Origin of the sequence: Superficieibacter sp. BNK-5 (genome assembly GCF_047456055.1) — a bacterium.
GTDB lineage: Bacteria > Pseudomonadota > Gammaproteobacteria > Enterobacterales > Enterobacteriaceae > Superficieibacter.
On record NZ_CP179893.1, the window covers coordinates 4,159,853 to 4,184,655 of the forward strand.

Genomic DNA, 24,803 nt, shown 5'->3' on the forward strand with positions numbered 1-24,803 from the left:
CCACTTTTTTTATTTTAGGTTTTAACGTTATGTCTGATCGCGACACGCTTTTTTCTGCGCCTATCGCCAGCCTCGGTGACTGGACCTTTGATGAACGGGTAGCCGAAGTCTTCCCGGATATGATCCAGCGCTCGGTTCCCGGTTATTCTAATATCATTTCGATGATCGGTATGCTCGCTGAACGTTTCGTCCAGCCGCAGACGCAGGTGTACGATCTGGGCTGTTCGCTCGGGGCTGCCACGCTGTCTATTCGTCGTAATATCGCGCATGAAGGCTGCCAGATTATCGCGATTGATAACTCCCCCGCGATGATTGAGCGTTGTCGTCGCCATCTTGACGCGTATAAAGCGCCCACGCCAGTTGATGTCATTGAAGGCGATATTCGCGACGTGAAAATTGAAAATGCCTCAATGGTCGTGCTGAATTTTACCCTGCAATTTTTGGCTCCTCCCGAACGCCAGGCGTTGCTGGACAAAATTTATCAGGGACTGAATCCCGGCGGCGCGCTGGTGCTGTCAGAGAAATTCAGTTTCGAAGATGCCACCGTCGGCGAATTGCTGTTCAATATGCACCATGACTTTAAACGCGCTAACGGCTACAGCGAACTGGAAATCAGCCAGAAGCGCAGCATGCTGGAAAACGTGATGCTCACCGACTCGGTGGAAGCGCATAAAGCGCGTCTGCACCAGGCAGGTTTTGAGCACAGCGAACTGTGGTTCCAGTGCTTTAACTTTGGCTCGCTGGTGGCGCTGAAAGCCGGGGTTGCAGCATGATCGAGTTTGGAAGTTTCTATCAGCAAATCGCCAAAGGCCCGCTGGCGCACTGGCTGGAAACGCTGCCTGCACAAATCGCCAGCTGGCAGCGTGAATCGCAGCACGGGTTGTTCAAGCAGTGGACCAACGCCGTTGAATTTCTGCCGGAGCTATCACCCTATCGTCTCGACCTGCTGCACAGCGTCACTGCCGAAAGTGAGATGCCGCTCAGTCAGGGCCAGTTGACGCGCATTGAAACTCTGCTGCGTAACCTGATGCCGTGGCGTAAAGGTCCGTTTTCGCTTTATGGCGTGGATATCGATACCGAATGGCGCTCCGACTGGAAGTGGGATCGCGTTCTGCCGCACCTTTCCGATCTCAGCGGGCGCACCATTCTCGATGTCGGCTGCGGCAGTGGTTATCACCTGTGGCGGATGATTGGCGCGGGCGCGCAGATGGCGGTCGGCATCGACCCGACGCATCTGTTCCTCTGCCAGTTTGAAGCGGTGCGTAAACTGCTGGGCGATGACCGACGCGCGCATCTGCTGCCGTTGGGGATTGAGCAGCTTCCGGCGCTCAACGCCTTTGATACCGTCTTTTCGATGGGCGTCCTGTATCACCGCCGCTCGCCGCTGGAGCACCTGTGGCAGCTTAAAGATCAACTGGTCAAAGATGGCGAGCTGGTACTGGAAACGCTGGTGGTGGAAGGCAACGAAAACACCGTGCTGGTGCCGGGCGATCGCTACGCGCAAATGCGCAACGTCTATTTTATTCCTTCCGCCCTGGCGCTGAAAAACTGGCTGGAAAAATGCGGTTTTGTTGACGTGCGGATCGCTGACGTTTCTGTCACCACCTGCGAAGAACAGCGTCGTACTGACTGGATGATCACCGAGTCGCTGGCCGACTTCCTCGATCCGAATGACAGCCAAAAAACGGTCGAAGGTTATCCCGCTCCATTGCGTGCCGTACTGATTGCCCGCAAACCCTGAAGATAAAAAAAGGCCCCTGTAAATGCAGGGGCCTGGTACAAGCAAGCATCATATGGGCGACATGATGCGCGGTAAAAATCGTTAATTCTGTTGGCTGAAACGCATGATAATCGCTTTCATTTCTGCCACCGCCAGTCCATTAACGGCGTAACGCTGATATTCATCTGCATTCGGATCCGTCGACATAGATAATCCAGGATTACGGTAGCGCATTGTGGAGGGGATCCATCCGCCAGCGGAGCTGTGGACCTCTTTAACACCTGCGTTGAGAAACGTTTCGAGATTGCCAGCGCGTACGCCGGATCCGGCCATAATGATTGGAACACGGGAACGGGCAATAAGTTCCGCAATTAATGAAACTCCTTTTTCCGCATTAGCCTGTTGACCCGATGTGAGGATGCGCGCGACCCCAAGTTTGTTAAGGTTATCAAAAGCCTGAACGGGATCGGCACACATATCAAACGCCCGGTGAAAAGTGATGGACAGCGTGCCAGCCGCGTCCATTATTTGCGCCATCCGGGGTAAATCGACATTGCCATCTTCATCCAGCACGCCGATCACCAGTCCGGGAAACCCCAGCTCACGCACGGTACAGACATCTTCCAGCATGGTGGCAAACTCGCCGTCGCTGTAGCAAAAGTCTCCCCCGCGCGGTCGGATAATGGGATGAACCGGTATACTCACCTGCTGGCGGACCGATTTCAGTACCCCGTACGAGGGCGTCAAGCCCCCTTCCAGCGGTGCGGCACAAAGTTCGATGCGATCCGCGCCGTGCTGCTGGGCGGCAAGCGCACACTCCAGGCTGTAACAGCAAATTTCCAGTAGCGCCATACGTTCTCCTTTAGTCCTTTACGGGTGTAAGTAAGCGGTAGTGCAGAAGCTGGCGCGTATGCCAGCCTGCTAACATCAGCACCGTGGTCAGCGCGCCGAGTAGCGCACAAAACATATCCGACTGGGTATCCCACGGATCGCCCTGGGTGCCGAGAAAATCATCCGCGCCCTGCCCCATCGCCAGCGCGGCCCACCACTCGATCAGCTCATAGGTGGCACTGATCGCCAGCGCAATGCAGCAGACGATAAACGCCAGCATTTTTTTGCCGCGGATAATCTGCCCACGCAGCAGGATTTCCCGCGCCGCCAGCGCCGGAACCAGCCCCTGAAAAAAGTGCCCCAGCTTATCGTAAGGGTTACGGCTAAGGCCAAACCACGCCTGAACGTCGAAACCAATCGGCACTTTGGCGTAGGTATACATCCCGCCGACAATCAGAATAATGGCGTGGAAAAAAATAAGGATATAAAGCAGCGGCGTCAGCGGATAACGCCGCTGCGTCAACAGCAATAGCGGAACAACGATAATGACCGGCGTCACTTCCATCAGCCATGTCGCGCCATCGTTAGTCGCCACGCCGGTATAAACCAGAATAAGTAGCAGGATCAGCACGCCGGTTTTCATCATCAGCGGAGTTAACGTCGGAGTCATTTGGGTTCCATCAGTGGAAAAAGAGGTTAACTATCAACCCTGCATGAAAAATTTTCAATCCTCTGTCTGTGCTTCGCTGGCGACAATCGCCTCAATCGACCACGGATGAAATTTGATGGTGATTTTACCGTCGGTAACCGCCAGCGTGGGGTTAGGCAGTCGTTCGCGATCGCCTTTTGGTGAACTGGTTTTCACCGCAATCCCTGGTTGACTAAGCCCGTCATCAGACAGCAATGCCAGCGCGCGGGCATTGAGCGTTTCCGGCGCGCCCGGCAGTACGATTTCGATATGTTCCCAGCCCTCATGCGGGTAACGTTTTTCGCCAGGCCAGGGCAGTTCCACCACCGTCAAGCGCCAGTGGGCGACCTCAACAGGTTCCGCCAGTTTGAAAAGACAGATGGGACGGCCGTTAATGTTATTTTCTGACAGCAGCTCACCGCACTGTTCAAAACCACGCCGCCAGCGCTCCGCAGTGGTGTTTTGATGACAGCGCAGCGAAATATGATCGGCGTCCAGCGGCGTAATATCCAGTCCCAGCCGGGCGCTGAGCTGCGCCAGCGCCTGCGTGAAGCGCGGTAAATCTGCGCAAATATCCTGCAATTCTTCTATTGTCTGCCAGTGGGCCATGCTCGTTGCCTGAAATTGTCTGTAAAACCGCTAATTTACCCTGTCGCCGTGGGCGAACCAACCTTTGATTAGCGTGTGCTGACGCTCCCTGGCAAATGCAGTATAATGACGGGCTAATTTTTTTCATGTCGGCGCGGCGCGGTTTATTCCATGACGTCACGCCATCAACGTAAGGTATTCCGGTGAATATTCAGGCTCTTCTCTCAGAAAAAGTCAGCCAGGCGCTGATTGCGGCGGGTGCTCCCGCCGATTGCGAACCGCAGGTTCGTCAGTCGGCTAAAGTACAGTTTGGCGATTATCAGGCAAACGGCGTCATGGCCGTCGCCAAAAAACTGGGCATGGCACCGCGACAACTGGCAGAACAAGTTCTGACTCATCTCGATCTTAACGGTATTGCCAGCAAAACCGAGATTGCCGGACCGGGCTTTATTAATATCTTCCTGGAACCCGCTTTCCTCGCAGGTCTGGTGGACGATGCGCTAAAATCTGAACGTCTGGGCGTTGTTCAACCGGCACCACAGACCATTGTGATCGACTACTCCGCGCCAAACGTGGCGAAAGAGATGCACGTCGGCCACCTGCGTTCGACCATCATCGGCGATGCAGCGGTACGTACTCAGGAGTTTCTCGGCCATAATGTGATCCGCGCTAACCATGTCGGTGACTGGGGCACCCAGTTCGGGATGCTGATCGCGTATCTGGAAAAACAGCAGCAGGAGAACGCCGGCGAGATGGCGCTGGCAGACCTCGAAGCGTTTTACCGCGACGCCAAAAAACATTACGACGAAGACGCTGAATTCGCCGAACGCGCGCGTGGCTACGTGGTCAAGCTTCAGGGCGGCGACGAATACTGCCGCGAGATGTGGCGTAAGCTGGTGGATATCACCATGGCGCAAAACCAGATCGCCTATCAGCGTCTCAACGTCACGCTGACCCGCGATAACGTGATGGGTGAAAGCCTGTATAACCCGATGCTGCCGGGCATCGTGGCCGATCTGAAAGCCAAAGGTCTGGCGGTCGAGAGCGAAGGCGCGACGGTGGTTTTCCTTGATGAATATAAAAACAAGGAAGGCGAACCGATGGGCGTGATCATCCAGAAAAAGGATGGCGGCTACCTTTATACCACCACCGATATCGCCTGCGCCAAATACCGTTACGAGACGCTGCATGCCGATCGCGTACTGTATTATATCGACTCCCGTCAGCATCAGCATCTGATGCAGGCATGGACCATCGTGCGCAAAGCAGGCTATGTGCCGGCGTCCGTGCCGCTGGAACACCATATGTTCGGCATGATGCTCGGCAAAGACGGCAAGCCGTTTAAAACCCGCGCGGGCGGCACGGTGAAACTGTCCGACCTGCTGGATGAAGCGCTGGAACGCGCCCGCCGTCTGGTGGCCGAAAAGAACCCTGAGATGCCTGCCGACGAGCTGGAGACCCTGGCAAACGCGGTCGGTATTGGCGCAGTGAAATACGCCGACCTGTCGAAAAACCGGACTACCGATTATATTTTCGACTGGGATAACATGCTGGCCTTTGAAGGCAATACCGCGCCGTATATGCAGTATGCCTATACCCGCGTGCTTTCCGTTTTCCGCAAAGCGCAAATTGATGAGCAGCAACTGCTGAACACCACGGTGCGCATCAGCGAAGATCGTGAAGCCCAGCTGGCGGCCCGCCTGTTACAGTTCGAAGAAACCATCACCGTGGTGGCGCGTGAAGGGACACCGCACGTCATGTGCGCCTACCTGTACGATCTCGCCGGCCTGTTCTCTGGCTTCTACGAGCACTGCCCGATCCTCAACGCTGAGAGCGAAAACGTGCGTAACAGCCGCCTGAAACTGGCGCTGCTGACGGCGAAAACGCTGAAGCTGGGTCTGGATATGCTGGGAATTGAGACGGTAGAACGGATGTAATGCGGCTTATAAAACGGTGCCAGGGGGCACCGTTTTATATTCACTCTTTCCGACGCCATAACTTCAGCCCACTCGAAACAGCCACCAGCAAGACACTCCCATCCCAGGAAAATCCGGCAGCACGAAAGCTGTAATCATTTGCAATAACGCAACAGCCCTCCTGGAACTTTCTAATAAGCGCTGTTTTACCCGGCGGACAGTAGACAATTTTTTCCTTTGGCCATTCAGGCGCGATACATTCAACGCTCTCGCCATACTGATTGACGGCAGGTAAACCGCCGCCGCATAACCCCGCAATAGTAATGACCTCATCCGCCAGTGGTCCGGTTCCGCAGCAGGTTAAACTGGCCGGATGGTAGCCTTCAAAGAATTCCTCATAATCCCGATGACACTTCTCGCCTGTAAGGCAGTTAAAAATGCCTCTTCCTGAGGATGAAATCACCATAAGCAAAGGAGAAACGCGAGAGAAACCCACCTCCGTCAGCCCCCCCACCGTGACGTCGCAGATCTTCTCCCAGCCCTCGGGCGTTGCGTTTTCAGGTATAAGATTGAGATTGCTAATAAAGGTGTTTTCTGAGGCCGCTTTTCCGAATAGATGTTCAAACAATGGCATGGCGATCCTCCTGTCAGGGTCCATAAACTGAATTATCTGAAGATAAAAGCAAAAAAGCCAGTCAGTTTCCTGACTGACTCAGACTGCTGACAAACGTGAGACCGTGGAATTATGCCTGGCGGCGCTGCGCTTGCACAGGCCTACGGGTGAAGCATAACTTGTTGATGTTGATGGTTTTCGTAGGCTGGGTAAGGCGAAGCCGCCACCCGGCAGAACGGCGAAAACAGTAGCAAAACAGCTTTGTAATCACCCCCAAGCCAGTCAGTTTGCTGACTGGCTCGTTCACCCTGCAAAAGTATCAAAAATACTTACGCAAATACTCCGTCAGGCATAAATTCGCCATCGCCTGCCCATAAGGCATCGAGGTCCGTGGGATCTGGCGATAAAAATCCAGATCTGCCCCCATCCCCGTACCGAAAGAGGTCTGCAGCAACTCCCCTTCCGGCGAAATATGCGCCACTATCCCGTTAATCGCTTTCTCGGCGATCTCTGCATACTCCGGTCCGACGTAACGCTTACGCACTGCCTTCAAAATACCATACGCAAATCCGGCGGTGGCTGACGCTTCCAGGTAGGAATGCGGATCGTCCAGCAGCGTATGCCACAGGCCGCTGTCATCCTGGCATTTCGCCAGCGCGGCGATCTGCGCGTTCAGGACCTGCACCAGATAACGGCGCACCGCGTTGTTGGCTGGCAAGTCCAGCAATTCGAGGAAATCCGGGATCACAATGGTTAACCAGCTGTTGCCACGCGCCCAGCGGGCGTTAGCAAAGTTATGGTGTCCATCATAATTCCAACCGTGGAACCACAGGCCGGTTTCCCGATCCATCAGGTTCTGCACGTGAAGCAGGAACTGATAGGTCGCCTCTTCAACGTACTCCGGCCGATTGAGCAATTTACCGATTTTCGCCAGCGGCAGAACGGTCATCATCAGCGTGTCGTCCCACATCTGCTGATGATTCTCTTCCGCCAGGGTGATGTGCTGCATTCCACCATGTTCGGTGCGCGGCATCTCGTACATCGCCCATTCCGCCCACGTCTCCAGCCATGGCAGGTATGCGGGGTTGTGGCTCTCCTCATAGCGATACGCCAGGGTCAGGAACGGGGCCATGGTATTGACGTTTTTGGTGGTCGCGCCCTGGGCAAAACGGTCGGCGAACCAGGCGTCGATAATATCGCGCATCTCAAGATCGCCCGTCTGCTGGTAATACTGCCAGATACCGTACAGACCTACGCCGTGCGTCCACTCCCATCCGGCCCAGCCCTTAGTGTCGATCACCCGCCCGTCATCCAGTCGCAGCAGAAATTCACCGCTTTCATCGTGAATATTGACCAGATTGTGCGTGACTTTCTGAATCAGCGCCTGAAGTTCCTCTCTGCTGATAAAGCGCTCTGGCTGACGAAGTAATGCGCTATGTTTGACAGGCCAAACCTTCATATCCTTAACCTCTGTTGTATGTCGAATTCAATGGAGCACCCTGACTGAGCGGCCGCGCAGCGGGTTTATTACGATTGAGATAACCAATATTGTTATTTCCCCACAGCGTGTCGTAGGGCAACCCCGCCAGCATTTCGACCGTCGCACGCGCCTCCGGCGTCACGCTTTCCGGCAACGCGTGCCCCGCCTCGCGCATCTTCGCGGTTTCTTCACGCAGGACGCTGTGAGTATTTAAATTCAGTTTGAAGCGCAGGGAGACGAGGAAACCGCAGGCCAGCACGATAATGGTGCCCACGCTCAGGATCATCAGAATGGTGTGGCTGACTTCCGGCGGCTGCGTTTTCTGCCCGGAGACGAAGCCGGACATCTGCATGATGATCCCCACCAGCATCACCGCACCCGCCTGCGAGGCTTTGCGCGTCAGGGTCATGATCCCGGCGAAAATCCCTTCACGACGCTGCCCGGTAATGACTTCATCTACATCGGCGATATAGGTATAGGTGTTCCACGGTACGTAGTTGATGCCCCCGCGTCCCAGCCCGGCGACGGCGGAAAGTAACAGCAGCAGCGAATAAACATCGCTGAGGCCCGCGTAATAGAGTACGGCATAGGAAATCGAGGCGAGACCGAACAGAACAACAACCATCCGGTAAGACGGCGCAGGCCCAAAACGGATGCACAGCGGGATCATCGCTATCACCGCCAGGAACTGGAAAATCGCCATTGTACCCAGCAGATTCGAGGCCAGTGAGGCTTCCTGCATCAGCACAAAGACCACATAGTAGGTAAACACCGCGTTAAACACGTCCTGGGCAATGTAGCCGCCAAGATACATCCCAAGATGCTGACGAAAGATCTTAATACGCAGCGTGGAGGAAAGTTCAATGACCAGACGGTTGAGGCTCTGTCCAAGCGTCAGGCTGCGTTTCTCTTCTTCTGCGCGCAGCGCCGCCTCGGTCCATTCTTCGCGCGGACGTTCCCAGGTAAAGCACCAGACCAGGGTCAGCATGATCGCGCAGAGCACGGAGAACACCAGGCTCGCGTAGAAGAAAGAGATCGGATTATCTTTACCGAACGCGGTCAGCAGTACGCCCGGCAGGAAGGACGCCAGAATGGCCGACATCTGCGCCATCGAAATTCGCGCGCCGGAAAATTTGGTTTTCTGTTTGAAGTCATCGGTCATCTCCGGCACCAGCGTTTCATAGGGCACCAGGATCATGGTGTAGACCACGTCAAAAACCAGATAGGTCAGCAGGTAGTACCAGAAGCTCATCTCCCCGACCCACATTAGCGAATAGCTAAAGACGCAGGGAATGCCGAGCAGAATAAAGAATTTACGTCGACCAAAACGTTTGCCAAGCCAGGTGGAACCGAAGTTATCGGTCAAAAAGCCCATCAGCGGGCTGACGACCGCATCCAGTACCCTGGCGGTCGCAAAAATAAAGGTGGCTTCAATCGGCGTTAAGCCGCAAAAGGTGGTGTAGAAATACAACAGCCATGCGGCGGTGAGCGCTGTAGTTCCCGCGCCGAGGAAGTCGCCCGATCCGTAAGCGAGATAGTTAACGAGTCCTGGTTTGCGTGTATTCATTGCCGTACCCTTTTTTATTTTGGGATACCCCCGGCAATTTGGCTTCGCCAAAGGGAGTTATTACACGGCTACAGTAAAAGTATGCAGAATGGCTTACCTTTTCGTTTTTGCCATTACCTTGCCGTAAATGGCAAAAACGCAAAGAGTCGCGCCACCCACCTCACTGATTTATAAAACAGCGTTTCTTTTGTATCAAAAGGACGGGTCAAAAATGAGAGCCAGCCATCAGATTTGCCTGACAGCCGGTGAAAAAGGCAGCGATTAGCGGTAGTTAACGATCACCTGATTGCTGGAGACTTTCAGAGCGGGTAGCAAGCGTCCTCCCCCCGGAACATCCCAGACGAAGCGCAGCGGCTCCATGGCAGGTACGCCGGTCAGCCCCCGGGTGGTGCCGCTCTGCCCGTCCAGCGGTACACAACGGCTTTGTGAACATAAACGCACATTCAGGCCGGCGGGCGTCGGGCCGTTCAGCTCGTAACGCCAGGCCACCAGAGTCATCAGCCCGTTCACCGGTTGAGAAGAGGAAAGCGGCGCGGAGGAAGCCGCCACACCGCGATGATTCAGCGTTACGCCTCGTCCGCTGGCCTGCCATGCGCCCTCGCCCGCGGCCATGGCAGTCAACGGCAGCAACAGTAGACAGAGCAGAATGCGCATTATTTACCTCCGATAGTGGCGGTCATGCGGATATTGCGGTTATCCGACAACTCCATATTCGACAGCACGACAAGCTGGGGCAGGCTGCGGCGCAGGAAACGCGCCAGCAGCGGACGCAGGGCGTGATTCACCAGCAGCACCGGCGGCGCACCCAGCATCTCCTGACGTCCTAACGCTTCTTGCGTCTGCGCCAGCAGGCGATCGGCCAGACCCGGCTCCAGTCCGCCGCCGCCCTGCAACGCCTGAAGCAGCAGGCGCTCCAGCGGCGTATCCAGACCGATAACCTGAACTTCTCCGCTACCGGGGAACCATTGTTGGGTAATAGCACGGCCCAGCGCCACGCGTACCACCGCCGTCAGCTCGTGCGGATCGCTCTGCACCGGCGCATGTTCCGCCAGCGTTTCAAGAATGGTGCGCATATCGCGGATCGGGATTTTCTCTTCCAGCAGGTTTTGCAGCACCTTATGTAGCGTCGTCAGCGTAACCACACCCGGCACCAAATCTTCCGTCAGCTTCGGCATCTCTTGCGTCACCCGATCCAGCAACTGCTGCGCTTCCTGACGGCCAAATAGCTCCGCCGCAAACTGGCTGATCAGATGATTGAGATGGGTAGCGACCACTGTACTGGCTTCCACCACGGTAAAGCCCTGGATTTGTGCCTGCTCTTTCAGCGCGCTTTCGATCCAGATGGCAGCCAGGCCAAACGCCGGATCCACCGTCTGCTCGCCGGGCAACGACCCTGCGGCGGTGCCGGGGTTAATGGCCAGCCAGCGTCCCGGATACGCTTCGCCGCTGCCGATTTCCACGCCTTTCATTAAAATGCGGTAACGCGCCGGGGAGAGATCCATATTGTCGCGGATATGTACCACTGGCGGCAGGAAGCCCAAATCCTGAGCAATTTTCTTGCGAATGCTGCGGATACGTCCCAGCAGTTCGCCATCCTGCTGAAAATCGACCATCGGGATCAGCCGATAACCCACTTCCATCCCCAGCGTATCCTCAAGCTGCACGTCGCTCCAGGTGGCTTCGGCGGCCTGGGTATTTTCCGGTATTTTGACCGGCGTCGGCTCGGCAACCACCCTGGCTTCACGACCGCGCGCCCACCAGGCCAGTCCCAGAAGGGCGGCGGTAAACAGCAAAAAGACAAAGTTCGGCATTCCCGGCACCAGACCGAGCAAGCCTAATACCCCGGCGCTCAACATCATGACGCGCGGATTATTAAACAGCTGCGTCACCATCTGCTCACCGACATCCTGCTCGGTGCTGACGCGGGTAACGATAACGCCCGCCGCCGTGGAGATCACCAGCGCCGGGATCTGTGCCACCAGACCGTCACCGATGGTCAGCAGCGTGTAGGATTCCGCCGCTTTTGCCATCGGCATACCATGCTGTAAAACGCCAACCAGCAGGCCACCAATGACGTTGATCACCATGATCAAAATCCCGGCCACCGCATCGCCGCGCACGAATTTACTCGCCCCGTCCATTGAACCGTAGAAGTCCGCTTCCTGGGTTACTTCCGAACGGCGTTTTTTGGCTTCGTCTTCACCGATCAACCCGGCGTTAAGATCGGCATCAATCGCCATCTGTTTGCCCGGCATCCCGTCCAGCACAAAACGCGCGCCCACTTCGGCGATACGTCCGGCACCTTTGGTGATAACCATAAAGTTGATAATAACGAGGATAATAAAGACCACGATCCCGATGGCAAAATTACCGCCGACGAGGAAGTGTCCGAACGCCTCAACCACCTTCCCTGCCGCTGCGCCGCCGGTATGCCCTTCCATGAGGATAATACGCGTTGAAGCCACGTTAAGCGCCAGACGCAGCAGCGTGGTGAACAGCAGGATGGTCGGGAACGCCGCAAATTCGAGCGTGCGCTGGGTGAACATCGCCACCAGCAATACCATAATCGACAGCGCGATATTAAAGGTAAACAGCATGTCGAGAATGAATGCCGGCAGCGGCAGCACCATCATCGACAGGATCAGTAAAATCAGCACTGGCCCGGCCAGCACCTGCCATTGCGTCGATTTCAGGTTGTTGGGCAGACGTAACATTGCCACCAGGTTAGCCATCAGTGTCCTTCTCATTCATAAAATCCAGCGCCTCTGGCACCGGAAGATTTTCAGGTTTTTGCGGGCGCTGCCCACCCGCCAGTCGCCAGCGTTTAAGCTGCCAGACCCACGCCAGTACTTCCGCCACCGCCGCATACAGCTGGCCGGGGATCTGCTGACCAATTTCCGCATGTCGATAAAGCGCACGCGCCAGCGGCGGTGCTTCCAGTACCGGCACCCGATGTTCAGCCGCCAGCTCACGAATACGCAGCGCCACCAGCCCCGCCCCTTTCGCCACCACTTTCGGCGCGCTCATTTTGCTTTCGTCGTACTGCAATGCGACCGAGTAATGGGTGGGGTTGGTAACAATCACATCGGCTTTCGGCACATCGGCCATCATCCGTCGCCGCGCCGCCGCACGCTGCATCTGGCGAATACGCCCCTTCACGTGCGGGTCGCCTTCGCTCTGTTTGAATTCATCGCGGATATCCTGCCGCGACATGCGCAATTTTTTCAGGTGACTGTGGATTTGCCAGAAGACGTCAAACCCCACCATCGGGATCACCCCGAGCGCCACCAGCAGCGCGCACAGGCCAACCAGATCCAGCGCGTTGCCCATCGCCGTCAGCGGCGACTGGCTGATTAAATGCATCATGTCCGGCCAGTGCGACCAGAGATAAAATCCGGTCACACTGCCTACCAGCACCGCTTTGAGCAGCGCTTTCACCAGTTCCGCCACCGACTGGGCTGAGAACATGCGCTTAAGACCGGGCAACGGGTTGAGTTTATCGAGTTTTAAGGAGAGCGACTTGCCGCTGAAAACCAGCCCGCCGAGCATGACCGGAGCCACCAGCGCCACGATCACCACGCCGGTAATCAACGGCAACAGCCCGAACATCGCCTCGCGGATCAGGCGGATGATTTGTCCGAGGATAAGGTTGGGATCGTTAATAATGCTGTGGTCAAAGCGCAGCCCTGTTGACAACAGACCCGCCAGCCTGCGCGCCAGCGATTCCCCGCCTATCCAGATGACGCTCACGCCCACCAGCAAAATCAGCAGCGAGGTCAGCTCACGGGATCGGGGGATCTGCCCTTCCTCACGCGCCTTTTCAAGTCGCTGGGGTGTGGGGGACTCTGTTTTGTCCTCGCTATCTTCTGCCACGCGTTATGCTCGCTACATTTCACACCAGCGCATCATGCCAAACGCGGCGCAAAATGATTGGCTAATTAGCGCATAAAAAGAGGCGGATTTATGGCGTTCAGTAAGCATGAACTGCAATAAAACAGCGCAGTTGCGGCGTTTTGCGTGAAGCATTCCAGTTTCGGAAAATAGCCGCACAGCGGATGGTATCAGTCACTGGGGTTTGCTAGCGTACTTAACATTCGCGTATCTAAAGGAAAAAATCATGAAGTGGGAACAACTCCTCAATAGTCGTCGCAGGAAAGATAAAATCAAAAAAGACGCGGCCAACCCGTCTTCTTTAAGGGAAGGACGCCAGGAAATTGAGCGTGATTACGATCGCTTATTATTCGCAGCGCCAACCCGCCGTCTGGCAGACAAAACGCAGGTTTTTCCGCTTGATTTGAACGACAGCGTACGCACGCGCTTGACCCATTCTCACGAGGTTTCCAATTTTGCCCGTGGTATTGGCATGCGCCTGGCGTTTGAAATGCGCGAAGAAATTTTTGGCGAAATGTGTCCGGGGATAGTTATTCAGCGTGACGTTCCGGCGCTGCTCGCCGCAATAGGTCTTGCTCACGATCTTGGCAATCCTCCATTTGGACATCAGGGTGAGGCAGCGATGCGCTCATGGTTTAATCGTTGTCTTAAACCGTTAATTGCAACCGCAGAAAACGTACCTGATAAAAAAATATTTAATGACTTTTTGAAATTTGACGGCAATTCACAAACCCTGCGACTGGTCACCAAACTTCAAATCATCAATGATGATTTCGGGCTGAACCTTACCTATGCCACGCTGGCCGCTTTAATCAAGTACCCGCGCCCTGCCTGGGAAGAAAGTACGCTCTGGAAGAAACATGGCTATTTTTATTCTGAGGAAAATGTCGTTAATGAAGTATGGAGAGAAACCGGCCTCAGTATGGGCGTGCGACATCCATTTACCTACCTGATGGAGGCCTGTGATGATATCGCATATTCCATTCTTGATGCCGAAGATACCGTCAAAAAAGGCCTCGCCTCCTACCAGGATCTCATTAATTTTCTGCAATGCTGGGCGAACCGGGACGATCCGCTTATTTCAGAAGCCGTTAATCTCATCGAGCAAAAAAACAAGGAATGGGAATCACAAAAAAATGCGTTGTCGCCTAACGAAATAAACGATCTGAGCATGCAAATATTCCGGGTCCATGCCACCAATATCCTCATTAAATCCACGGTGGAGGCGTTCAGGCAACATCATCCTATGCTTCTTCAACCAGGATGTGGAGTGAAAGATCTGATCGGCATTAGCACAGGTAAAGCCTTATGTGCCGCACTTAAAGAATTCGATAAGACCCGTGGCTACCAGCATAAGACGGTACTCGAACTTGAGCTTAAAGGTTCCAATTATATTCAGAGCCTTATGGATATGCTGTGGACGGGTATCAATGGCCGGGCAAGCGGTAATGGTCAATATGACACTCCTTTTGGCCGCTATGCTTATGGACGGATCTCCGAAAACTATCGCCGCATTTTTGAAGATCCGAATAACATACTGCCCCCTCTGTATAAGGAAGCCCAGTTACTCTGCGACGCGATCTCCGGCATGACGGATAACTATTTGATACGACTCCACGATGAGCTAAAATCGCTTTATGAGTACGAAAGTCGCGTTAAATCGTCAGCGCCTCAAGCATAGAATCGAAGATTTTTTTGATTCATGCGAAGAGCGAAAAGAAGCCAGAGCGCTGGTAGAGGCTCTGGCGGCGCAAACACGCGCGTGGATTTTTGGCGGAATGATCAGGGATATAGGGCTATTCGGCCGTAAAGGTTTCACCTCAGATATCGACATAGTCATTGACGGCAACCACGACGTTTTGCACCGCTTGCTCAGTCATTTTCATATTGAACAAGTTGCGGTAAACAAACTGGGTGGCGTGCGGTTTAGTTACAGAGGTATTGATTTTGATATCTGGAGCCTCCAGGAAACCTGGGCTTTCAAAAACAACATTATTGAATTTGAAGAGCCTGACAGCCTCCTTAAAACCACGCTGATGTCCTGGGACTCGGTGCTTTACGACGTGCGCCGTAAGACGGTCATCACAACTGAATATTATCTGAACGATTTGCATCAAAAACGGCTGGAACTGGTTCTTCCGACCAACCCTAATCAGGCGGCGTCAGTCGTGCGTATATTACGTACGATTTACAACAAACACGTTGAGATTCTGGGGCCGAATCTTTGTCTTTTTTTATCGCACGTTTTGCATGATTACAGCTACGAGATATTGCAGGAGCAGGAATATCGTAGCTACCGTTCTGTTTCGTTTAGTGAAGGGAAATTAGATAAACTTATTGAAAATCTTCACCATGCTAAGCCGGGATGCGATCTGAAATTATATTTTAGCTGACTGCGGGCAAAGCGAGGCTATTCTGACGAGCAGCCACGCTTTTACTTACTGAGGCATTGAACAACGATATTCCAGTTGATAATAACCTGAACCGGTAACTGCCTGATAATCGCCCCCTTCGGCACTAAACGTCAGGCCATCGTCAGCGATAATCTCCTCAGCGTCCACCAGCGTAATCGTGGCCTGGGTATTCGGCGGGATATCGACCTCCATGGTCACTCGTGATACGCCTTCGCCCGCCGGGACGACTTTCCAGCCCACGTTAATGTCGCCATACAGAGAATGATAACGTGCGTTCAGCCATTCCAGACCGCCGCCAATCAGCGGTTTAAGTCGAATCTGTTTAAAGCCCGGCCCGGACTCGTCGGTGTCAATGCCTGCCGCCGCGCGGTAGATCCATTCGCCGATAGCACCGTAGGCATAGTGGTTAAAGGAGTTCATATCCGGACTCCACATGGAGCCGTCCGGTTTGATCCCGTCCCAGTGCTCCCAGATGGTGGTGGCCCCGGCTTTCACCTGATAGAGCCAGGAGGGGAAATCATCTTTTAACAGCAAATCCCAGGCTTCTTTTGCATGTCCGTTCTGACTCAGGGCGTGACAAAAATAGGGCGTGCCGACAAAGCCGGTGACCAGATGCCCGTCGTGCTCGGCCAGCAGCTCCAGCAAGGTATTGATCGTCCGTTCCCTGAAGGCGTCCGGCACGAGGTTAAAATGGAGCGCCAGAATATGCGCGGTTTGCGTTCTGACGGCAAGGCGGCCGGTGGGCGTGAAGAACGCCTGCTGAAAGCTGTGAACAATGCGTTGGTAGAGGGCAACATACTCCTGATAGTCAGCTTCGTGGCCCAGCACTTTCGCCGCTTTGGCGAACAGTAAGGTTGACCAGGCGTAATACGCCATACAGGTCAGTTCGTTTGGCGTGGCACCAAAGTAGCTGCCCTCTTTCGCATCCAGCGCCACCCAGTCGCCAAACTGCAACTTGTAGCGCCAGTGGTTGTCGACGGCGTGGGCGCGCATAAAGTCGATCCAGCCCTTCATACTGGCATACTGATTACGCAGGGTGGTCGTGTCGCCATACATCAGGTAGATGGTCCAGGGCGCGATGACGGCGGCATCAGCCCAGGCAGCGGCTGAATGGGTATTACCCTGGGCGAGAAAACGATCTTCATCACATCTGTCAGTGAGAATATCCGGAATAACATGCGGGACGCCGCCTTCCGCGGTTTGATCGTGGCGCAAATCGGTCAGCCATTTAGCAAAGAAGTTACGTGTCTGCATCAGATAGCTGGCGGTACGGCAAAAAATTTGCGCATCGCCCGTCCAGCCAAGGCGCTCATCACGCTGCGGGCAGTCGGTGGGAACGTCAACGAAGTTGCCTTTTAAGCCCCACAGGATATTGTGATGAAGCTGATTCAGATGCGGATTAGAGCAGGAAAAGTCACCAGCTTGTTGCATTTGCGAGTGAACCACCACAGCCTTGACCTGATGAATATCAAAGGTTCCCGGCCATGACTCGATTTTCACATAGCGAAAGCCCTGGAAGGTAAAGTGGGGATGATAATGTTCTTCTTCCCCGCCTTTCAGCGTGTACTCAATTCGCTGTTTTGCCGTGCGCAGGTTAGCCAGATACACATTGCCGTCAGCATCCAGCACTTCAAAATGACGCAGAACGACCTTATCCCCCACGTTTCCTTTAACGGTAAAAGAGACCCAGCCGGTCAGGTTCTGACCAAAGTCAACCACCGTATCCCCCTGCGGGGTGATCAGCACGGCGACGGGGTCAATGGTTTCAATTTGCTGGACGGTCGCAGTTCCCTGAGGGCGCAGGACGGCCTTATCCGCGTCAATGAGGCTAACAGACCGCCATTGGCTATCATCAAAATCTGCGTCATTCCAGCCAGCCTGCTCCAGACGCGCATCGTAAGTTTCGCCGTCATAAATCTCTGAGAACAGTACCGGGGAGTCCGAGGCACGCCATAACTCATCCGTGACCAGCGTCTGCTGGCGGCCATCTTTATAATGAATGACCACCTGACAGATAAACGCTGTCCGATCACCGTAATAATTACGATAGCGGTTAAAACTCATATCACCTTTATACCAGCCCGCGCCCAGGCTGGCGGCAACCGCATTTTTGCCCTCCTGAAGCAGTGGCGTCAGGTCATAGGTTTGATAAAGCAGGTGGTGGTGATAACTGGTCCAGCCCGGTGTTAATTCATCATTGCCGACTCTCTGACCATTACAATAAAACTGATAAATACCCAGCGCGCTGGCGTGAACAACAACCGAAGAAATGTCGTCAACGCGATCCAGATAAAATGCTTTCCGTAGCAGCGATCCTTTGGAGGTCGCGTTATCTTCCGGCTGCTCCGCCGAAATAAAAGCGCCCTGCCACTTCTCTGCGGGCAGACCGGTAATAAATTCGGCGGGCTGACTCCAGCTACTCTCCTCACCATAGTTATCACTGATTTTGACCCGCACAAAGTAGCGACGGGAATAGACCAGTTCGATACCGGTCAATTGAATATTCTGCGACTGCACACTTTCCATGCGTCCCGTATCGTGAAGAATCTGCGTAAAGGCGGAATCTTCACCGATCTGTAACTGCCAGCTCTGCTGAATAACGTTTTTTTTATCGCTGTGGATCTGCCAGCCAACGAGGGGGAATTGTTCGGTTCCCTGTAGAGACTGCGCGTAATCAAGCAGGATATTTTCAATGGTTAGCATAGCTGTGCTCCTGATGCTTAGTTGTCCATGAGGAGTCAGTGGCAGCAGGATCTGCTACCTCCGATTCCGATTTAAATTCATTACGTTGTTTACCGTGGAAGCAGAGCCAGCCGGTCACTAAACCAATAGCAACAATTACCGCCAGTATCATGTAAAGTGCCGCAGGACCGGCATCCAGCAGTACCGGAGTCACAAACGCCAGTATTCCGCATAACAAACGCGCGATGGCGACAATTAACCCCTGAGCCGTCGAGCGCAACATGGTAGGAAACGATTCCTGGGACCAGACTTTCATTATTCCTTCAAACGCCAGGCCGTTGCCCAGGTTGCTGAAAAGTACAAAGCAGAACCATGAAACCGGAGAGAAATTGAAGACTACTGGTGTAAGGAAGGCGACAACCAGCAGGATCGCGCCCGCTACAAAAAAGGGCATCCTTTTGGCCGTATCGACAATGCGCATAAACAGGAGATTCGCCAGAATGCCAAAAGGTAATATGATAAGTCCCCATAGTGAGTTTTTACTCACCGTGATGCCTACCACGTTTACCGCGATATAGGTGCCAAATTGTCCGCCCGTATTAGCAGCGAGGTTGGTAAATGCATAAAACACACTTAAGGCAATAAACGGCCATAAATATTTGCCTTTAAAGAGATCTTTAAATGCATTATTTTGCGCACGAACGGTAGCTGCCCCCCGCTGCATTTCGTCTCTTGCCGCCAGCCAAAGAGGGGATTCAGGAATAGCCAGCCGCAATAACATCAATATGGCGGCAACAATACCGACATGCATAAACATAATCTGCGCGCCCAGCGTGCCCCAATCCCCCACTACCGCGGAAACCGCCATTGCGGCGCAGATCCCTGCGGTCCAGAGTAAATTAGACAGGCCGATAATTTTGCCTCTGTTGTTATCGGATGCGGCTTCGGAAATGGTTGCCAGAGAAACAGGCAGGTCGGCCCCGGTTGCCAGCCCGACAAAAATAATCCCCAGGGTTAGCAATGGGAAACTGAGGCCAAATGACAAGAGTAATGAACCAATGATAATCATTAGCATTGTCATAATAAATACTTTACGCCGCCCCAGGCGGTCACCTAAACGCCCGCCAGAGAATGCGCCGATGGCAATACACAGGGTAAGCAAGCCTGATAAGATGCCTATTTGTGATGCTGTTATTCCTATTGTTTTTTGATAAATCACTAATGCTGTGCCGCTGGAAATAATGGCGGTGGAGTCGATATAAGATGCCATCCCGGATACGACTCCCACGTACCACGGATTAGGTGTTTTATTAACAGACATAGTGGTGATCCTTAATTGTGTTTTCCCTGAGCATAATGACAACCCTTCTGGTCAGACGCCTTTATTTTTTTGCCATTTCCTGACATGACATGACCAGCACTGACAATCGCTATAGCGCTATTTCACGTTTCCGCTATCGTCGAAAGCGAGCTGGAAATTAATGCGGTGCGTTCTTGTGATGGTGAAATTAGAAATGCCTTGCGATAGGCAGTCGATAACTGAGCTGTCGTAGTAAAACCATTGGCACGGGCAATATCACCTACCAGTAAATCAGTGCTGCGCAACATTTCCTGCACCTTGATGAGTTTGAATGTCATTTGGATTTTTTCTGGCGTCATGCCAATATTCTTTTCGGTATAGCGATGAAAAGTTCGCCGCGACAATCGGGCAGAGGCGCACAGCGCGTCCCAGTTAATTTTCGTCTCACAATGCTGATAGATATAATCCAGTAATGTATTCTCCCGACACGTCTGTGCCTTTGTCCCCGTCTGCTTAAGAAAAATAATCAGTTTAAGTAAGGCAATCTCTTTTAGCGCCTGCGTCTCCACGTCCGAACAGTCATGACCTGAGCCTGCAATATCCTCGATCAGAGCGTTTGCTTCAGCGAGATGGGCCGCGATATTTTTAAGCGGCATCGCGTTGGAATATCGCGGCGTTAACATCGCCATCAGCGAGCCGATGTCTCTAATAAACAGAAACGGTCCCGGCGGAGAAAGTTGTATTAGCGTGACAGACAATTTTTTCAGCGCAGCGATACGATAATGCTGCGAGGGGATTTTTATAATAACGTCGCCCGGTTTCAAGAAGTGAGAGGCGTTGAGACTATACAGAACCCCGTACCCGCGGGTGACAATCGCTATTTCGTTATTACCGTGCTGCTGGCTGTACTCTCCGCTGGCAAGTTTTTTTTCGCAAACGTTTACCGCGCGGTTGGCTTCCGGCAAGGAAAAGCCCTCATGAATCAGGCTCATGATATTCACCTTAATGGTTTATTCTTCGTGGTTCCCTTAACGCCGCCGATGACGTTCCTGCGAGGGAGGATAAGTAAATTGACGTTTATAAGACTCGGTTAGTCTGGTTGCATTTTGAAAACCACAACTGGCGGCCACCTCCTTGATCGTTTTATCCGTCGTGCGCAGTAATTCCTGAGCTTTGAGTAAGCGGAATAACAACTGGAATTTAACCGGCGTATAGCCGGTGATCTCCTTGATGAAACGAAACATCGTGCGTCTGGCAATACCGCACTCTTCACAAAGTTCGCGCCAGTTAATATGGCGCAAATAATGGTGTTTCAACAAATGGATGAGTTTCATACGCCGGGCATCGGCAACGTTATCCACTGAATGTTTCTGTGCAACGCTCTGGCAAAGTTGATTGATCATCATCAACACCATACTTTCCGTAGCGCAGAAATAGAGCATATCGAAATTATCATCGTTTCGGGCATTGATAGCATTGCTAAAAGCGACAATCTGATTAATCTCTTCCGCTGATAAGCAGTGCGCGTGAATTTTTTCCTGGGCGCTGTTCCCACGCAGATAGTTCAACAATACATCAATATTAGTGATGTATTGAAAATGTCGTTCCCGGCGGATCAGCAGGTTGATCACTGACAGGTTATTGGTGGATAAATAGCTATGAGTATCGTTAAAGGTTACGAAGAAAAAATCACCCTGATAGATAAACTGAACATTATCATTAATAATATGAAAGCCGCTTCCGGCAACTACTATCACCAATTCATCGAATTCATGCCCATGCACTTCTTCCATTTTTTGATTGTTGAGTACAAAAAGGCAAAAGGCGTGTCGTTCTGAAAGAAAAAACTCATTGCTGCGCAGGATTTTCATTTCACCCTCATCCGTAATAACAGTAAAAGGAAAATATCACTCTGCCGCCGTTAAGTAAGCGCCGTAAGAATAAATCAGTACCGTAACTCAGCTGACTGGATTATTTAACCGTAATAATTATGACAAGTCTATATAGTGAAATGGCACTGGCGCGTAAGACAGCGTGACTGAGTCATCATTTTTGGCACAATCGCGGCGTGAGGGGGAAAAACGAAGGGGGAAAATGCGCTACCGCCAGGGTAGCGCACCGTATATCAAAAACCTAAACTGTCCAGCAGATCGTCAACCTGGTCCTGGCTGGCGACCACACCGACTTTGGAGGCGTCAACCTGCGGGCCGTTGAGCAGGCTTTCGTTTTCACGTTTTGCGCGCGCACCCGGCTCCGGCATATTTTCCAGCAGCACCATCAATAACTGGCGCTCAATTTCCTGGATAACGTCCATCATGCGTTTGATCACCTGACCGGTGAGATCCTGGAAATCCTGGGCCATCATGATTTCCAGCAGTTGCGCATTGGTGAAGCTAGTGTGGCCCGGTACATCCGCCAGATAGCTGCGGGTGTCACTCACCAGCTCGCGGGCGTCCGACAGCTCAATTGGATTTTCAAACCACTGGTCCCAGCGCCCGGACAGCGCTTTGGCCTGGCTTTCCATCTGGTTCTGGTGCGGTTGTGAAAGTTCCACGCAGTTCAGCGCGCGCTCTGCCGCCTGGGCGGTCATTTGTACCACATAGTCAAGACGATCGCGGGCATCGGGGATTGCTTCCGCCGCTTCGGCGATGGCCTGATCCAGACCCAGTTCGCGCAGGCTGTCACGTAACATACGGGTCAAACTACCGATGCGGGCAATAATATCCCCGGCTGAATGTTCTTCAGCAAGATTGAAAGATTGCATCATAACAGGTCCTTACATGCCAAGTTTCTCGAAAATCTTATTCAGCTTTTCTTCCAGAGTGGCTGCGGTGAAGGGTTTAACCACGTAGCCGCTGGCCCCCGCCTGTGCGGCAGCAATGATGTTTTCCTTCTTCGCTTCTGCCGTCACCATCAGTACCGGCAACGACGACATTGCGCCATCAGCACGAATGGTTTTTAACAGCTCCAGACCATCCATATTGGGCATGTTCCAGTCGGAGATCACAAAACCAAAGCCACCCGCCTGCAATTTATTCAGTGCATCCACGCCATCTTCTGCTTCTTCAACGTTGTTGAATCCCAGCTCTTTTAGCAGGTTACGCACAATGCGACGCATGGTGGAAAAGTCATCCACAACCAAAAACTTAAGCTCTTTATCCGCCATAAAAAATTACTCCTGGTTCAAATACGTATTGCCTGTCCGGCACTGATTTTCGCCAGCATCTGCTGGCTTATCTGACTAAGATCGACCACTTCGCTCACACCACCGGTATTGATGGCTTCGCGCGGCATGCCGAACACCACACAACTTGCTTCGTTCTGGGCGATGGTCCAGGCTCCTGCCTGGTGCATCGCCAGTATTCCGGCCGCGCCGTCGTTGCCCATCCCCGTCAGGATCACCCCGACGGCGTTGCGCCCCGCATGTTTTGCCACCGAATGAAACAACACATCGACTGAAGGACGGTGCCGGTTAACCGGCGGGCCGTCATGAATTTTGATTTGGTAGTTAGCCCCGCTACGCGCCAGCTCCATATGCTTATCGCCGGGGGCAATATAGGCATGGCCCGGCAGCACGCGTTCGCCGTCTTCGGCTTCTTTCACGCTAATCTGACAGAGTTTGTTCAGACGCTCGGCAAAGGATCGGGTAAACCCTGGTGGCATATGCTGAGTGATCAACACTGCCGGGCTGGAGAGCGGCAGCGGCTGAAGCACATGGCGAATCGCCTCGGTGCCGCCGGTGGAGGCGCCAATCACCATCAGTTTTTCCGAGCTTAATAGCGGTCCGGCTTTCAGCGTCACCGATGCCGCAATCGGCTTGTGCGCTGCCAGTTTGGCTCTGGAGGCGGTGCGCACTTTTTCGGCGATCATCTCGCTGTAGGCCAGCATCCCCTCGCGAATGCCTAGCTGCGGCTTGGTCACAAAATCGATCGCGCCAAGTTCCAGCGCGCGTAGCGTAACCTCCGAGCCTTTACCGGTCAGCGACGAGACCATCACCACCGGCATCGGGCGCAGACGCATCAGTTTTTCCAGAAAATCCAGCCCGTCCATGCGTGGCATTTCGACATCCAGCGTCAGCACATCCGGGTTGTATTTCTTGATGAGATCGCGCGCGACCAGCGGATCGGGTGCCGTCGCCACCATCTCCATGTCGCTATGACTGTTTATGATTTCGGTCATGATTTGGCGCATCAGCGCCGAGTCGTCGACCGAGAGCACCCTGATCTTGCTCATGCTTTTTCCTTACTCAGTGCGTAAACCGTCTGCCCGCGCAGGGTAAAATCGCGCACCAGTTGACTGAAGTTCTCCGAGTGTCCGGCAAACAACAGCCCGTCGGGTTTGAGCAGCGGTACAAAGCGGCGCAAAATGTCCTGCTGCGTCGTTTTATCAAAGTAGATCATTACGTTACGGCAGAAGATGGCATCAAACGGCCCCTGCACGTTGTACTGTTTTTCCAGAAGATTCAATGGCGAGAACTCGACATAGTTCGCCAGTTCTTGTCGCACCCGCACCAGCCCGGAATGTGGCCCGGTGCCGCGCATGAAGTAACGCTGAAGCTGCTGCGGCGACAGGGTTTTTAACTCTTCCTGACGGTAAATCCCCTCCTGCGCTTTGCGCAGCACTTCGGTATCAATATCGCTGCCATAGACCTTCCAGCGTCCCGGCGCGGTTCCCAGCGTATCGGCGAGGGTGATCGCCAGTGAGTATGGCTCTTCACCGGTAGACGCTGCCGCACTCCAGACGCGGTATTCCCCCTGACGCTTGCGGGCATGTTCCGCCAGTACCGGAAAGTGATGCCCTTCCCGGAAAAAGGCGGTCAGGTTGGTGGTCAGCGAGTTAATAAACGCCTGCCACTCTGCGCTGTTTGGATTCGCTTCCAGCATGCCCAGATAATGACCAAAGTCTTCCAGACCGAGAGTGCGTAAACGGCGCACCAGACGGTTGTAAACCATGTCACGTTTGTGGTCCGCCAGCACGATCCCTGCGCGCTGGTAAATCAACTGACATATCCGACGAAAGTGCGTGTCGGACAGCGCGAGGCGCTGCGTCATCTGCATAAGTAAAGACGTTTGCCCGGCGGGCAGCGATGATGTCATAGCGCCTTCTCAATTAC

General features: G+C 53.5%; 22 protein-coding genes. 5 read left to right on the top strand and 17 right to left on the bottom strand.

Annotated elements, in window-relative coordinates:
• Positions 1-29 precede the first annotated feature (29 nt).
• Both cmoA and cmoB read left to right on the top strand, forming a co-directional pair.
• Positions 30-773: a carboxy-S-adenosyl-L-methionine synthase CmoA gene (cmoA, locus tag ACMGGS_RS19980; protein ID WP_414164068.1), complete on the top strand. Its 744-nt coding sequence runs from the start codon at positions 30-32 to the stop codon at positions 771-773.
• Positions 770-1,741, top strand: coding sequence for a tRNA 5-methoxyuridine(34)/uridine 5-oxyacetic acid(34) synthase CmoB (gene cmoB, locus ACMGGS_RS19985; protein WP_414164069.1), 972 nt, complete (start codon positions 770-772; stop codon positions 1,739-1,741). Before cmoA ends, cmoB begins: the two co-directional genes overlap by 4 nt.
• An 81-nt stretch (positions 1,742-1,822) precedes the next feature.
• Here the strand turns inward: cmoB and cutC are convergent, their stop codons facing one another.
• Genes cutC through ACMGGS_RS20000 form a run of 3 tightly spaced genes read right to left on the bottom strand, consistent with a single transcriptional unit; the run spans position 1,823 to position 3,848 of the window.
• Positions 1,823-2,572, bottom strand: coding sequence for a copper homeostasis protein CutC (gene cutC / locus ACMGGS_RS19990; protein ID WP_414164070.1), 750 nt, complete (start codon positions 2,570-2,572; stop codon positions 1,823-1,825).
• A gap of 10 nt (positions 2,573-2,582) precedes the next feature.
• On the bottom strand, positions 2,583-3,221 hold the full coding sequence (locus ACMGGS_RS19995) for a DUF2238 domain-containing protein (protein WP_414164071.1): 639 nt from the start codon (positions 3,219-3,221) through the stop codon (positions 2,583-2,585).
• Positions 3,222-3,275: 54 nt separating this feature from the next.
• Positions 3,276-3,848 (bottom strand): VOC family protein, encoded by a 573-nt coding sequence (locus ACMGGS_RS20000; protein ID WP_414164072.1) that lies wholly within the window; start codon positions 3,846-3,848, stop codon positions 3,276-3,278.
• Between the two features lie 182 nt (positions 3,849-4,030).
• On the opposite strand from ACMGGS_RS20000, the gene argS reads away from it, so the two are divergent.
• Positions 4,031-5,764 carry an arginine--tRNA ligase gene (argS, locus tag ACMGGS_RS20005; RefSeq protein ID WP_414164073.1) on the top strand — a complete coding sequence of 578 codons (1,734 nt, stop codon included), beginning with the start codon at positions 4,031-4,033 and terminating at the stop codon, positions 5,762-5,764.
• A gap of 40 nt (positions 5,765-5,804) precedes the next feature.
• Here argS and ACMGGS_RS20010 read toward each other — a convergent pair whose 3' ends face one another.
• From ACMGGS_RS20010 to flhB, 6 genes are all read right to left on the bottom strand, one after another.
• Positions 5,805-6,377, bottom strand: a complete 573-nt coding sequence (locus tag ACMGGS_RS20010) for a hypothetical protein (protein ID WP_414164074.1) — start codon at positions 6,375-6,377, stop codon at positions 5,805-5,807.
• A gap of 298 nt (positions 6,378-6,675) precedes the next feature.
• Positions 6,676-7,815, bottom strand: a complete 1,140-nt coding sequence (locus tag ACMGGS_RS20015) for a glycoside hydrolase family 88/105 protein (protein ID WP_414164075.1) — start codon at positions 7,813-7,815, stop codon at positions 6,676-6,678.
• Between the two features lie 4 nt (positions 7,816-7,819).
• A complete protein-coding gene (locus tag ACMGGS_RS20020) occupies positions 7,820-9,403 on the bottom strand; it encodes an MFS transporter (protein WP_414164076.1) in 1,584 nt (527 codons plus the stop codon).
• Between the two features lie 261 nt (positions 9,404-9,664).
• Positions 9,665-10,057, bottom strand: a complete 393-nt coding sequence (flhE, locus tag ACMGGS_RS20025) for a flagellar protein FlhE (protein WP_414164077.1) — start codon at positions 10,055-10,057, stop codon at positions 9,665-9,667.
• Positions 10,057-12,135 carry a flagellar biosynthesis protein FlhA gene (flhA, locus tag ACMGGS_RS20030; protein WP_414166322.1) on the bottom strand — a complete coding sequence of 693 codons (2,079 nt, stop codon included), beginning with the start codon at positions 12,133-12,135 and terminating at the stop codon, positions 10,057-10,059. The genes flhE and flhA overlap by 1 nt, the downstream gene beginning before the upstream one ends.
• Positions 12,128-13,276 (bottom strand): flagellar biosynthesis protein FlhB, encoded by a 1,149-nt coding sequence (gene flhB / locus ACMGGS_RS20035; protein WP_176918904.1) that lies wholly within the window; start codon positions 13,274-13,276, stop codon positions 12,128-12,130. Before flhB ends, flhA begins: the two co-directional genes overlap by 8 nt.
• A gap of 244 nt (positions 13,277-13,520) precedes the next feature.
• Here flhB and dgt point away from each other — a divergent pair, with 244 nt between their 5' ends.
• Complete coding sequence (gene dgt, locus ACMGGS_RS20040) at positions 13,521-14,975, top strand: dGTP triphosphohydrolase (protein ID WP_414164078.1); 1,455 nt, start codon at positions 13,521-13,523, stop codon at positions 14,973-14,975.
• A complete protein-coding gene (locus ACMGGS_RS20045; RefSeq protein WP_414164079.1) occupies positions 14,932-15,687 on the top strand; it encodes a hypothetical protein in 756 nt (251 codons plus the stop codon). The genes dgt and ACMGGS_RS20045 overlap by 44 nt, the downstream gene beginning before the upstream one ends.
• Before the next feature lie 45 nt (positions 15,688-15,732).
• Here ACMGGS_RS20045 and ACMGGS_RS20050 read toward each other — a convergent pair whose 3' ends face one another.
• From ACMGGS_RS20050 to cheR, 8 genes are all read right to left on the bottom strand, one after another.
• Positions 15,733-18,411, bottom strand: coding sequence for a family 78 glycoside hydrolase catalytic domain (locus ACMGGS_RS20050; RefSeq protein WP_414164080.1), 2,679 nt, complete (start codon positions 18,409-18,411; stop codon positions 15,733-15,735).
• Complete coding sequence (locus ACMGGS_RS20055) at positions 18,398-19,711, bottom strand: MFS transporter (protein WP_414164081.1); 1,314 nt, start codon at positions 19,709-19,711, stop codon at positions 18,398-18,400. Before ACMGGS_RS20055 ends, ACMGGS_RS20050 begins: the two co-directional genes overlap by 14 nt.
• A 122-nt stretch (positions 19,712-19,833) precedes the next feature.
• Positions 19,834-20,682 (bottom strand): helix-turn-helix domain-containing protein, encoded by an 849-nt coding sequence (locus ACMGGS_RS20060; RefSeq protein WP_414164082.1) that lies wholly within the window; start codon positions 20,680-20,682, stop codon positions 19,834-19,836.
• A 36-nt stretch (positions 20,683-20,718) separates the two neighbouring features.
• Positions 20,719-21,561, bottom strand: a complete 843-nt coding sequence (locus ACMGGS_RS20065) for a helix-turn-helix domain-containing protein (protein ID WP_414164083.1) — start codon at positions 21,559-21,561, stop codon at positions 20,719-20,721.
• Positions 21,562-21,815: 254 nt separating this feature from the next.
• Positions 21,816-22,457: a protein phosphatase CheZ gene (gene cheZ / locus ACMGGS_RS20070; RefSeq protein ID WP_176918909.1), complete on the bottom strand. Its 642-nt coding sequence runs from the start codon at positions 22,455-22,457 to the stop codon at positions 21,816-21,818.
• A 9-nt stretch (positions 22,458-22,466) separates the two neighbouring features.
• Positions 22,467-22,856 carry a chemotaxis response regulator CheY gene (gene cheY / locus ACMGGS_RS20075; RefSeq protein ID WP_176918910.1) on the bottom strand — a complete coding sequence of 130 codons (390 nt, stop codon included), beginning with the start codon at positions 22,854-22,856 and terminating at the stop codon, positions 22,467-22,469.
• 17 nt (positions 22,857-22,873) lie between these two features.
• Positions 22,874-23,923 carry a protein-glutamate methylesterase/protein-glutamine glutaminase gene (locus tag ACMGGS_RS20080; protein WP_414164084.1) on the bottom strand — a complete coding sequence of 350 codons (1,050 nt, stop codon included), beginning with the start codon at positions 23,921-23,923 and terminating at the stop codon, positions 22,874-22,876.
• The gene (gene cheR, locus ACMGGS_RS20085) at positions 23,920-24,786 is read right to left on the bottom strand and encodes a protein-glutamate O-methyltransferase CheR (RefSeq protein WP_176918912.1); all 867 of its coding nucleotides are present in this window, start codon (positions 24,784-24,786) and stop codon (positions 23,920-23,922) included. The genes ACMGGS_RS20080 and cheR overlap by 4 nt, the downstream gene beginning before the upstream one ends.
• Positions 24,787-24,803: the final 17 nt, after the last annotated feature.